The sequence below is a fragment of the Campylobacter sp. CCUG 57310 genome (assembly GCF_013201975.1).
In the GTDB taxonomy this organism is placed as follows: Bacteria; Campylobacterota; Campylobacteria; order Campylobacterales; family Campylobacteraceae; genus Campylobacter_A; species Campylobacter_A canis.
On record NZ_CP053845.1, the window covers coordinates 455,647 to 467,623 of the forward strand.

Sequence of the window (11,977 nt, forward strand, 5' to 3'; positions counted from 1 at the left end):
ATTATCAAAATTTACAACCTTTTTTATAAATTCTATGTAAAATTTGGCTTGATATACAAATTTGATTTAACCTTAAAATCAAAACATTAGCTGTATAATTTACAAATCTAAATTTGAAAGAAAAATGTAACTCATGAGTAAAACCAAGTGCGCGCATTGTCATCGGAGCTTTGAAGATAGCGTTATGATCGAATCCAGCGGCAACAAATTTTGTTGTAACGGCTGTAAAAGCGTATTTGAAATTCTTTCTTCCAGCGGACTGAGTGAGTTTTACGATCGTCTTGGTAAAAATGTCTTAAGTCCCGTTAAGTCTAGCGTTCAAAAAGATGAAAATTTAGAATTGGCTTATCAAAATTATGTAAAAAACGAGAATGGATTTAGCAAAATTTCACTCGTGATAGACGGCATTCACTGCGCAGCTTGTATCTGGCTAAACGAAAAAGTTTTATTTAACGCCAAGGGAATTTTAGAAGCTAATATAAATTCGTTAAATAATAAAGCCACTATCGTTTGGGATGAGAGTGAGACGAATTTGTCCGAAATTTTAAGACTTATAAGATCTATCGGATATGACGCTTATGCTTACGATCCAAGCCGTGAAGAGGAGTATATAACCAATAAAAGGCGAGAATTTTACGCAAAGCTTTTGGTGGGGATTTTTGCCACTATGAACATAATGTGGCTAAGCGTTGCAAAATACGGCGGTTATTTTACGGGCATAAGAGATGACGTAAAGGCCGTTTTAAGCTTTGCGGAGTTTGTTTTAGCTACTCCGGTGCTTTTTTATACGGGAAGCGGGTTTTTTAAAGGTGCGCTTGCAGCGATTAAAAACAGAAGACAAAATATGGATTTGCTTATCGTTTCAGGCGCGCTTTTGGCTTATATATTTTCGATATATGCGATGTTTTCAAGGAGTGGCGAGGTTTATTTTGATTCGGTCGCGATGATAATTACTTTCGTATTTATCGGCAAGTACCTAGAAGTCTTAAGCAAAAAGCGAGCAGGAGATACTCTTGATAGCCTAAATTCGATGGTGTCAAGCAAGGTTAGCGTAAAGACGGAGGGTAAAACCTTGCTTAAAGATGTAAGCGAAGTGCAAATAGGCGATATAATCGTGCTTAGAGCGGGCGAGCGCGCACTTATAGACGGTGTGGTAACTAGCGGCTCTGCTAGTTTTGATTATTCAAGTCTTACGGGCGAAAGCTCGGCGGTTTTTAAAGAAAAAAACGATCCTTTAAACAGCGGCTCCATATGTCTTGACGGGCTTATCGAGTATGAAGCAAGCGCTAAATTTAGCGACTCGACTCTTAGCAAGATCATTCATCTGCTTGAAAAGGCGATAACCAAAAAGCCTCACATAGAAAAGCTTGCTAATGAAATTTCAAGCAAATTTTCAAGCGTTATTATGGTTTTAAGTGCATTTACGTTTTGTTTTTGGCTTTGGCATACGGGCTCTTTTGAAGCGGCTTTGATCGTAGGAATTTCAGTCGTAGTCATTGCTTGTCCTTGCGCGCTTGGACTTGCAACTCCCGTTAGTACGCTTGTGGGGCTTGGAGTTGGGTTTAAAAAGGGCGTGATATTTAAAGAGGCTAAGGTGCTTGAAAGCCTAGCAAAATGCGACATGATAGTGTTTGATAAAACAGGAACCATAACTACTGGCAAGATGGCGGTGGATAAATTTGAGAGTTTTAGCAAGTATGATATAAATTTGCTCTACTCTCTTGCAAAAAGCTCTTCTCATCCTGTAAGCGTAGCCGTTAGCGAGTATTTGAAGGCGGAATTTGACTCTTTTGAAATTTATGATTTGCAAAATTTTAAAAACATCGAGGCAAAAGGCGTTAGCGCTAAATTTAACGGAAGTGAAATTTATGCGGGCAGTGAGCGATTTATGCTGGAGCTTGGGATAAATTTGGCTAAAGAGAGCAGGGGGACTAATTATTATTTTGCCATTGATGGTCAAATAGCGGCGAAATTTGAACTAAGCGATAATATAAGAAGCGGCGCAAAGGAGTGCTTTGATGCCTTAAGACAGGCTAAATTTAGGATCGTAATGCTAACGGGAGATAATGAATTTGCGGCTCAAAAAGTGGCTAATGAGCTTGGTATAAAGGAATTTAAAGCAAACTGCTTGCCTATGGATAAGGCTAACTTCATAGAGAATTTAACCCAAAGCGGAAAAAAGGTCGTGATGGTCGGAGACGGGATAAACGACGCGCTTGCGCTAAGTTACGCTAATGTCGCTATCTGCCTTGGAAGCGGGGCTGATGTGAGCTTGCAAAGAAGCGATGCAGTGCTTATGAAAGATGATTTAAATTTGCTAAAAGAGGCGATTTGGCTTGCCAAGAGAACCTTTAGGGCGATAAATCAAAATTTGGCTTTTTCGCTTGTTTATAACGCGCTAACTATCCCGCTTGCTATGGCTGGGTATGTTTCGCCCGTGGTTGCGGCGGTTTCAATGTCGTTAAGCTCGGTCGTGGTGGTGCTAAATTCAATGCGTATTAGGCAAAATTCGAAGTAAATGAGTGTAGAATGGATATAAGTATAATAGCTTTGATGATAGGCGTTTCGACTCTGCTTGGAGCTTTTGGGCTCTTTGCTTTGCTTTGGGGGCTTAAGACTAGGCAGTTTGAAGACTATCGTAAATTTTTAGACGGAACAAAATATGACGGCGAAGATGCGCTAAATGACGCTTATAAAATGGAGTTAAAACAAAAAGAGGCGACCAAAAAAGGTTATAGGCCGCCTGATTGATGGATTATTTTAAAGTTTCTATGAAGTCGTTAACCGCTTTTAGATCATCCGCGCTTAAGCTTCTAACCTGAGTTTTCATAACAGCACCCATACCGTAAGTATTGTTTGTGCCTTCTTTATAGCCTTCAAGCGCTTTTAAACGATCCTCTTTAGATACCGAAACAAGTGGCGGAACTTTGTTCGCATACTTTTTTTCGGCAGATTGACCATGACAGGCTACGCATTTTTTATAAATTTCAGCCCCGTCAGCTGCGTATAGAGATGAGCCTAGTAAGCAGGCAGCCGCCAAAATATATACTTTTTTCATTTTGTATCCTTATTTGATAAAAATCGGAGCTTATTATATTCTTAATTTTCTTAAAGTAAGTTGCAAAAAGAAACTAAAATGTTATATGAAATTTGTATTTAAAATTTTATAAATTTATATGTAAATAAGTGTTTTATTTTTGATCCCGTAGAGTCTTTAAAAGCTGAATTTGCTGTGCTTTTAATGATTATATAATGCTTGAAATTTATTTTGAATCTTTCAAAGACTCTATAAAATCATTTACCGCAATTAACTCTTCCATGCTTAGGTGTTTCACCTGATCGCTCATCGCACTACCCATTCCATATTTGCTTTGAGTGCCGTATTTGTAGCCCTCAAGAGCTTTTAAGCGTCTTTCTTTGGATATTTTGATGATAGGCGAGGCTTTGTAGTGGTATTTTAAATCGCCTTTTTCTCCGTGACAACCGGTGCATTGTTTATAAATTTCAGCTCCGTCTGCAGCGTATAAAGAAGAGCTAAGCGTTAAAATTACGGCAAAAGTAGATGATTTTTTCATTAAAAATGTCCTTGCTTTAAATTTTAAGAGTTTATTATAGGTTGATTTTGTAAATCTAAAAATAAAAAAGAAATGAAAATATAATTATAATAAAGAGAAAAAGGCGGAAAATCCGCCTATGATTATTTTTTTAGAGTTGTTATATACTCTGAAACAGCTTCCATGTCAGCTTCGCTCATTGGAGCTACAATAGGTTTCATCATAGCTGCTGAGTTAAATTTGTTTAACGTGCCTGCTTTATAAGCTTTAAGAGCTTCTACCATCTCTTCTTTTGAAAAAGTAGTAAGGGCGGGAACTTTGTTGAGGAAAGATTTCTCAGCTTTGGGGCCGTGACAGGCAACACATTTTTTGTAAAGCGTAGCGCCGTCGGCAGCAAAGAGGCTTGAAGCAAGAAGCGCTGTAGCACCTGAAACGATAAGTAATTTTTTCATTTTGTCCCCTTTAGTAAAATATCGGGCGCATTATAATATAAAAAAATTAATGTTAATATATATTTTGTAAATGTTTACCACTCTTCTTAAATTTTAGCAATTTTAAGTATAATTTAACGCATGAATGATTGTAAAATCCAAAAAGCCATATTTTTAGATCGCGACGGCGTTATAAACGAGGATTTCGGCTATGTTTACGAGATTGAAAATTTTATCTTTAAGGATGGAATTTTTAAAGCGGTTCAAGGCTTCATAAGTAAAGGCTTTATAGTTGTTGTCGTTACAAACCAATCCGGAATCGGCAGGGGATATTATACCCTTGAACAGTTTGGCAAGCTTAGCGAATTTATGCTTGGCGAGTTTCAAAAAAACGGCATTAAGATAGCTAAAATTTGCTTTTGTCCTCATGCTCCGGAGGTTAATTGCGAGTGCAGAAAGCCAAAGCCAAAGATGATAATTGACGCAGCCGGCGAGCTTAATATCGATCTATCAAAATCCATCATGATAGGCGATAAACATAGCGATATAAAGGCCGGAGAAAGTGCGGGAGTGGGACTAAATTTCTTGCTTGACGGGAAGAAATTTAAAAGCGTAGAAGATGTTTTTGAAAGTTTAAAAGAGGAAAATTTGATATGAAATTACAGGATAAAAAGATAGTTATAACAGGCGGAGCCGGGTTTATAGGCTCAGCGCTTGCGCATCATTTTGATGAAAATTATCCAAGTTGCAAGGTGCTTGTTGTGGATAAATTTAGAAGCGATGAGAAATTTAGCAACGGAAATTTAAAGAGTTTTGGGCATTTTAAAAATTTGCTCGGCTTTAAGGGTGAAATTTATGAAGGCGATATCAACTGCGCTAAAACCCTTGCGATGATAGAGGAGTTTAAGCCCGACATAATCTATCATGAAGCCGCAATCTCAGATACTACCGTAAGAGAGCAGGGCGAGCTAATGCGAACAAATTTAAACAGCTTTAAGGATCTGCTTGAAATTTGCCTTAAAACGGGTGCTAAAATGATATACGCAAGCTCTGGGGCGACTTACGGAAATGTAAAAAGCCCTCAAAAAGTAGGAGAGTGCGAATCGCCAAACAACGTATATGGATTTAGCAAGCTAAAGATGGATCATCTTGGGCAAAAATATGCAAAAAAAGGCGTTAGCGTCGTTGGGCTTAGGTATTTTAACGTCTATGGTAAAGGCGAGTTTTTTAAGGATAAGACAGCTTCTATGGTGCTGCAATTTGGACTTCAAATTTTAAGCGGCAAAGCGCCTAGGCTATTTGAAGGAAGCGATAATATAAAAAGAGATTTTGTCTATATCAAAGACATTATAAGCGCAAATTTGCTGGCTATCAATGCGCCAAGCGGGGTTTATAACGCAGCTACCGGTAAGGCTAGAAGCTTTCAAGATATTGCAGATATATTGCAGCGAGAGCTTGGCGTAAATTTAGGTAATGAATATATAAAAAATCCTTACGTAAATTCATATCAGTTTCACACGCAAGCAGATATTGAGCCTACTAGAGCCGCTCTTAATTATGAGCCGCAGTGGAGCCTTGAAGAGGGGATAAAGGACTATATCCCTGAGATAAAGAGAATTTTCAAGGAAGAGATAAATGCGTGATGTTCGAGTTTTAGTCGTTGGCGATTTGATGCTTGATCACTATATCTGGGGCAGTTGCGATAGAATTTCACCTGAAGCGCCAGTGCAAGTAGTAAAGATCAAAGATGAGAGTAAGAGACTTGGCGGAGCTGGAAACGTCGTGCTAAATTTGCTCTCTTTGGGCGCTAAAGTGGGAGTAATAAGTGCTGTAGGAAACGATGAGGTAGGCAAAGAGATAGTTGAGATTATTAAAAATTTTGGCGCAAAGGATGAGTTTATAAAATTAGAAAACGGGCGTACAAGCTCGATAAAAAGCCGTGTAATGGCTACTCATCAGCAAGTAGTTAGAATCGATAAAGAAAGCATAGAGGAAATATCTTGCCAAGATGAGCTTGTGAGTGCATTTAAGGCGGTAGTGGCCGATTATGATGTCGTTTTGCTGTCTGATTACTGCAAAGGCGTGCTTACTAAAAATATTTGCAAGCAGCTTATAAACGAATCAAATTTGCAAAATAAGCCCGTTTTAATCGATCCAAAAGGCAAAGACTACTCAAAGTACTATGGCGCAACGCTTCTAACTCCGAATAAAAAAGAGGCTAGCGAGGCGGTTGGCTTTAGCATAAATAGCGACGAGGATCTTGCAAATGCCTTAAAAAAGCTAAAGAGCGAGCTAAATTTAACTCATTCGCTTATAACAATTTCAGAAGAAGGGATCGCGCTTTTGCAGGATGATAAAGCTCTTAAATTTCCGGCATTGGCAAAAGAGGTTTTTGACGTAACCGGTGCGGGAGATACCGTTTTAGCAACGCTTGGATATATGCTTGGGCTTAAAGAAAGCATTGATAAAGCTATACAAACTGCAAATTTAGCCGCTGCGGTCGTGGTGGCGAAGGTAGGCTCGGCGACGGCTAGTTTTGAAGAGATCAATGAGCTTGTTAAAAACAGCTCCTCTTTAGGCTTTGAAAATAAGATAAAAACCGCCGACGAGGTTTGCGAACTGCTTAAAAACAGAGGCGATAAAAGGCTTGTTTTTACAAACGGCTGCTTTGATATCTTGCATGCGGGGCATGTAAAATATCTTGCTAAAGCAAGGGAATTTGGCGATGTTTTGGTTTTGGGTTTAAATTCCGATCGTTCCGTGCGCGAGCTAAAAGGCAAAGATCGTCCCGTAAATACCGAATTCGACCGAGCTGCGGTGCTTGCGGCACTTGGCGCGGTGGATTATGTGGTGATCTTTGATGAGCCTACTCCTATAAATTTAATTTCCATGCTAAGACCAGATGTTTTGGTTAAGGGTGCCGATTACGCAGGCAAAGAGGTCGTGGGAAGCGATATAGTAAGTGAAGTAAGGCTGGTTGAGTTTGTGCAAGGCAAAAGCACTACAAGTATAATAAACAGGATACAAAATGCAGATAAATGAGATGATAAAAAAAGAGCTTGAAGAGCATAAAAAGACTGTAGAAGCTATCTTTAAGCTTCAAGATGAGATAAAAAAAGCGTGCGAAATGGCTGTTAGCACGCTTAAAAACGGGGGTAAAATTTTACTTTGCGGAAACGGCGGAAGTGCAGGCGACGCTCAGCATATAGCAGCCGAGCTTAGCGGCAGATATAAAAAGGAGCGCGCAGGACTTGCAGGTATTGCGCTAACTACGGATACATCGGCTCTAACAGCCATAGGAAACGACTACGGATATGAGTTTGTTTTTTCGCGACAGCTTGAAGCTATCGGAAGAAGCGGAGATCTGCTCATAGCCATATCAACTAGCGGAAATAGCGCAAATGTCATAAAGGCCTTAAAAGCCGCTAACGATATGGGTGTGCGAACCCTTGGGCTTAGCGGTAAAGACGGCGGTGCGATGAACGAGTTATGCGAGTTAAATTTGATCATACCTTCAAGCGATACGCCTAGAATTCAAGAGATGCATATTCTCATAGGGCATACTATCTGCCAAGCTATCGATGATGCTTTTTGATTTTTAACACTTGATTTTGAGCTAAATTGCTTTATTTTAGCTCAAATCCTTGCATCGGTTCGGCTTGCAAAGAATTACAAAAGAACTCAAAGATTTGATGATTTGTCGATTTTTTGATATGGCTTATAAAAAATTTTAAAATCCGTGACGAATTTTAAATTTACTTTCAGATTGAATTGGTCCTAAAACTAGGATATTTCTCTTTTTAGCTCTTTGGCGGCTTTGATTACTAAATTCGGAGTTAAATTTTTCATACATTCATGCGTTTTTATCGGACAAACTCGCTTCATGCAAGGCATGCAGTTTAAATTTAGATGTAAAATTCTTGCGTTTTCGTTTTTCCAAGGACTTGTCTCGTCAAATTTAGTAGGTCCAAAAAGAGCTATGGTAGGCACTTTGTAAGCGGCTGCTATGTGCATAGGACCGCTATCGTTGGTTATAAATATCCCTCCGATTTCTTTAATCCCTCCGATTTTTTCGCAAAGCTCTTGTATGCTTGTTTTGCCGGCTAAATTTTGGCATGTGACTCCGTTTGAGGCTAAAATTTGCTCTATTTGCCGGCAAATATCAAGTTCGCCTTTTCCGCCAAAAATTAAAATTTCAAACTCGTCTTTAAAGTGCAAAGCAACTTTAGCAAAGTAGTTTGGATACCATCTTTTTGCACTTCCGTAGCTTGCTCCAGGGTTTAGCGCGAGTATTTTTTTCTGAAATTTAAAAGGGGTAAAGTATAGCTTTAGCTCATTTTTTGCTTCTTTTAAATTTAGTGAATTTTGGATGAAATTTAAGTATTTTAAGACTTGATGAAGTTGTAAGTTTTGTTTTTTGAACTTAAATTTTTTCTGCGCTTTTAAGCAAAATAGCAAAAAACTGCTTGCAAAACTACTTCTAAAGCTAATTGCGATATCAAATTCGCCCAAACTCCTAGCCGTTTTAGCTAGAGTTAAAAACCTATTTTTACTATTTTTACTACCGTCTATGACGATATTTTTGCAGTTTGGATGAGGTCTAAATAGCTCGCATGCCGCAAAAGAGCCAAAAAACGTGATCTTAGCATCGCTAAAATTTGCAACTATGCTTTCAATTGCGGGCGAACTCATCACCGCATCGCCAAGCCAAGTGGGCAATTCAATGAAGATATGCACCGATTATCTCCATGGTCTCTTGAGCGTTTTTCTCTATACTGAAATTTTTAGCGAGCCCAAAGCTCGCGGCTTGGGTTGATGATAAAAATTTAGTGTCGTTAAGTAGTTTTTCTATGACGCTTAGTATGTTTTCATCGCTTGGCGAACTCATCACAAAATCTTTAGGCAGAATTTCACTGGCTCCGTTTTGAGCGGTAGTGATGACTACGTTTTTGAAGCTAAGTGCTTCCAAAACGACATTTGAAAAGGGTTCGTATCTGGTTGGAAATATAAAAATATCGCTTGCTTTATAAAATTTCCAGATGTCGTTTCTTGCTCCTAAAAATTTTACTTTTTTTGCCAAATTTAGCGATTTTGCAAGCTGTTTATAAGTATTGATTTTTTTGTCTTTGCCTATGATTAAGGCTTGAAATCGGCTTTTTAGTTTTGAAAGCAGATGTAAAAATTCATTCACTCCTTTTCGCTCAAAACCGCTTCCGACAAACAAAATAAGCGGAATATCCGCTCTTATATCAAACTGAATATTTAGCTCGTTTTTAGCCTCAAGCTTATTAAAATCATCTTGAATTTTAACACCGTTATATATGACCTTTATCTTTTCTTCCGGAATTTCGTAGGTTTGAACTATCTGATTTTTTACGAAATTTGAGTTTGCTATGATCTTTTTTGAGTTTTCAAAACAGCGACGCTCAAGGTAGCAATATACCAAATTCAAAGGATTTAAAAGGCTTTTTTTCTCTTTCATATAGACCTTGTGAACACCGTCTCCTGCGCGGTATATATCAGCGCAACTTACGCGCTCAAGCGAGAAGTAAAACTCGTCGTTTTTGCTTGAGCAGACTTGAAAGTCATAAATGAGAGCCTTGATCCAAGAGCTTAGAAATTTGGGCGCTTTAAGGCTTTTGATCTGACATTTTATACCTTTTGCTTCAAGCGTTTCTATGAGGCGAGATAGATAAATTTCAGCTCCGCCGACGACTTTTGGATTAGCTCTTAGGAAGGTTATTTTTTTCATGATTGCTTTTTGTCTTTTATTAAAGAGTTTATGAAATCTAAAATTTTAGTTATCTGACCGGCTGTTAGTTTAAAATACTCATCTGCGTTTGTCTTTGTATCGGTTTTAAAAACCGACGAAAAAGGTTTAAGACCGGATTCAATAATTAGTGATTTTTCGTATATCGGACGCTGTTCTTTTGCGTAGCAAGGTCCGATAAAATTTATAGTAGCAACTTCCATAGTATCTGCTATGTATGAATTCCCGGTATCTGAAGATATATAAAGATCCATCTTTGAGATGTAAAAAGGCAGTTCGCAAAGCGCTATTTTATCAAGCAAAGAGATGACTTTAGCATTATGCGGAAAGATTAAATCATGCATCAATTTCTCTTCATTTTTTAGACCAAATACGTATATCTCGCACTCAAATTTATCAAGCGCCCTAAATAACTCATTTAGAGTTTTAGGCGGAATTGTTTTTATTTTATTACCTGCCGTTAGGCTTATGCCTATCTTGAATTTATCGTTATTTTCAATGATGGAGTTTTGTGGCACAAAAAGCGGCTTTTGAATTTCTTTTTTGTAAATTTTACTATGATCTTGCAAGTCTATCATTTTTAGGTAGGTATCTATAGTTAGGTCGTTTAGCGTATGATTTATAAGTTTCATATTAAGACTTAGAAAATCGCTTGAAGTATGCCTGTTGTAGTGCTTTATGGTTGTGCAGTTTTTTGCAAAGGCAAATTTTGCAAGGAAAAGATTAAGATCATTTGGCATAAGAACATAAATTTGTTCATAATTTTTAAAAAATAGCAAAAAAGCCAATTTAAGCTTACCAAAAAGAGATTTTTTGTAATCGTTTATGGCAAATTTTGTCTTTATCCTCTCATCGTAATTAGCAAAAGATAAATTGATCTTATCAAGAACTATATCAAACTCTTTAAGATTCTCAAATATAACCGAAGAGTTTGCGTAATCGCCTATTTTGGCCGTTTGAATTATTAGAAATTTGGTAGATTTTCTTCTAAAAAAACTAAGAGTAAAAAGTAGGGGCAAAAATACAATATAGATAACAAAATAAAGCAAATTATTCTCCTAGCCTGCCAAGTCTTCGTAAATTTTATAGATTTTATTAGCCATTATATCTTTTGTAAAATTATTTTTTACGAACTCTCTTGCGTTTTTTTCAAATTTATTTCTTTGTTCGTCGTTTTGCAACATTTTTATAAGAGCGATCTCTATCTCGTTTTTATCAAAATTAACAAGGCTAAAATTTGAACCGTCATATAAATCCTTAATGCTTCCTACATCGGTTGCGATGCATGCTTTATTCATCAAAAGAGCTTGCATTAAAGATTGAGGAACTCCTTCGCCGGAGTCTGAAATAAGCATAAAAATATCAAGAGCGTGCAAAAAATTAGCAGGCTCATCGCAATGACCTATCATTTTTACATATTCGTCCATATGGTGTTCTTTTATAAAGGCTTTAATATCGTCTTTTTTCGGACCATCTCCTGCGATTACAAAAACAACATCTTTAAATTTGTCGTGCAGATTTAGTGCGATCTGTAAAAAGACATCGTGGCGCTTAAATGCACGTAAAACCGAAAGCATACCTACATAAATTTTGCCTTTTTCAAGTCCAAATTTTTGCAAGCATTCATCTTTATCGTAAATTGTAGCATCAAATTTCTTTTCGTCTATGCCGGTGGGTATGGATAAAATTTGATCTTTATCTATGCGATTTTCTTTTATCATCGCTTCTTTGACGCTTTCACCGGTTGTAATGATAAAATCTGCAAGAGAATTTATAAAATTCAAACGAGAAGAGTTGATTTTGTTTGAAAGATGTCTTGTGCGGATAAATTTTATGCCTGCTATTTTTGCAGCAAGACCTCCAACCCAACTGTCTTTACCGCTGTGAGAGTTGAGTATATCTATCTTATTGTTTTTTATAAATTTAATCAGTTGAAAAATAGTCTTAATGTCATAAGATGAGTTAAAGTCAAAATGAGCTACTTGTAAGCCAGCTTGCTTGGCTTTTTGTGAAATTTTAGCATGGCTTCTGCAAGCGATAAAAATCTCGACTCCGTATTTTTCTTTTAGAGCAAGAGATTCGTTTATTATGCGTATCTCTTGTCCGCCCCATCCGTCGGACCATTCTGTGTGTAAAATTTTAAATTTTTTATACATATTACGGCTTTGTTTTTTAATTTAAAATTTATTTTAACAAAATAAGGTAAAAAGTGAAATAAAAAT

General features: G+C 37.3%; 13 protein-coding genes. 6 read left to right on the top strand and 7 right to left on the bottom strand.

What is annotated here, in order from left to right:
• Window positions 1–133: 133 nt before the first annotated feature.
• Window positions 134–2,518, top strand: coding sequence for a heavy metal translocating P-type ATPase (locus CORI_RS02300; protein ID WP_173030642.1), 2,385 nt, complete (start codon window positions 134–136; stop codon window positions 2,516–2,518).
• Between the two features lie 11 nt (window positions 2,519–2,529).
• Window positions 2,530–2,751, top strand: coding sequence for a cbb3-type cytochrome oxidase assembly protein CcoS (ccoS, locus tag CORI_RS02305; protein WP_169940028.1), 222 nt, complete (start codon window positions 2,530–2,532; stop codon window positions 2,749–2,751).
• A gap of 4 nt (window positions 2,752–2,755) precedes the next feature.
• Here the strand turns inward: ccoS and CORI_RS02310 are convergent, their stop codons facing one another.
• The 3 genes from CORI_RS02310 to CORI_RS02320 form a co-directional block, all read right to left on the bottom strand.
• Window positions 2,756–3,058, bottom strand: coding sequence for a c-type cytochrome (locus CORI_RS02310; protein WP_169940030.1), 303 nt, complete (start codon window positions 3,056–3,058; stop codon window positions 2,756–2,758).
• A gap of 205 nt (window positions 3,059–3,263) precedes the next feature.
• The gene (locus CORI_RS02315; RefSeq protein WP_173030643.1) at window positions 3,264–3,575 is read right to left on the bottom strand and encodes a c-type cytochrome; all 312 of its coding nucleotides are present in this window, start codon (window positions 3,573–3,575) and stop codon (window positions 3,264–3,266) included.
• A 122-nt stretch (window positions 3,576–3,697) separates the two neighbouring features.
• The gene (locus CORI_RS02320) at window positions 3,698–4,006 is read right to left on the bottom strand and encodes a c-type cytochrome (RefSeq protein WP_173030644.1); all 309 of its coding nucleotides are present in this window, start codon (window positions 4,004–4,006) and stop codon (window positions 3,698–3,700) included.
• A 120-nt stretch (window positions 4,007–4,126) separates the two neighbouring features.
• Here CORI_RS02320 and gmhB point away from each other — a divergent pair, with 120 nt between their 5' ends.
• Genes gmhB through gmhA form a run of 4 tightly spaced genes read left to right on the top strand, consistent with a single transcriptional unit; the run spans window position 4,127 to window position 7,580 of the window.
• Window positions 4,127–4,642, top strand: coding sequence for a D-glycero-beta-D-manno-heptose 1,7-bisphosphate 7-phosphatase (gmhB, locus tag CORI_RS02325; RefSeq protein WP_173030645.1), 516 nt, complete (start codon window positions 4,127–4,129; stop codon window positions 4,640–4,642).
• Complete coding sequence (rfaD, locus tag CORI_RS02330; protein ID WP_173030646.1) at window positions 4,639–5,628, top strand: ADP-glyceromanno-heptose 6-epimerase; 990 nt, start codon at window positions 4,639–4,641, stop codon at window positions 5,626–5,628. The genes gmhB and rfaD overlap by 4 nt, the downstream gene beginning before the upstream one ends.
• Window positions 5,621–7,027 carry a D-glycero-beta-D-manno-heptose-7-phosphate kinase gene (rfaE1, locus tag CORI_RS02335; RefSeq protein WP_173030647.1) on the top strand — a complete coding sequence of 469 codons (1,407 nt, stop codon included), beginning with the start codon at window positions 5,621–5,623 and terminating at the stop codon, window positions 7,025–7,027. Before rfaD ends, rfaE1 begins: the two co-directional genes overlap by 8 nt.
• Complete coding sequence (gene gmhA, locus CORI_RS02340) at window positions 7,014–7,580, top strand: D-sedoheptulose 7-phosphate isomerase (RefSeq protein ID WP_173030648.1); 567 nt, start codon at window positions 7,014–7,016, stop codon at window positions 7,578–7,580. Before rfaE1 ends, gmhA begins: the two co-directional genes overlap by 14 nt.
• A 188-nt stretch (window positions 7,581–7,768) precedes the next feature.
• Here the strand turns inward: gmhA and waaF are convergent, their stop codons facing one another.
• From waaF to CORI_RS02360, 4 genes are read right to left on the bottom strand one after another with little or no spacing between them, the layout of a single operon-like run.
• Window positions 7,769–8,722, bottom strand: coding sequence for a lipopolysaccharide heptosyltransferase II (waaF, locus tag CORI_RS02345; RefSeq protein ID WP_173030649.1), 954 nt, complete (start codon window positions 8,720–8,722; stop codon window positions 7,769–7,771).
• Window positions 8,706–9,737: a glycosyltransferase family 4 protein gene (locus CORI_RS02350; RefSeq protein WP_173030650.1), complete on the bottom strand. Its 1,032-nt coding sequence runs from the start codon at window positions 9,735–9,737 to the stop codon at window positions 8,706–8,708. The genes waaF and CORI_RS02350 overlap by 17 nt, the downstream gene beginning before the upstream one ends.
• The gene (locus CORI_RS02355; RefSeq protein ID WP_173030651.1) at window positions 9,734–10,804 is read right to left on the bottom strand and encodes a glycosyltransferase family 9 protein; all 1,071 of its coding nucleotides are present in this window, start codon (window positions 10,802–10,804) and stop codon (window positions 9,734–9,736) included. The genes CORI_RS02350 and CORI_RS02355 overlap by 4 nt, the downstream gene beginning before the upstream one ends.
• Window positions 10,805–10,813: 9 nt before the next feature.
• Window positions 10,814–11,911, bottom strand: coding sequence for a glycosyltransferase (locus CORI_RS02360; RefSeq protein ID WP_173030652.1), 1,098 nt, complete (start codon window positions 11,909–11,911; stop codon window positions 10,814–10,816).
• Window positions 11,912–11,977 lie beyond the last annotated feature (66 nt).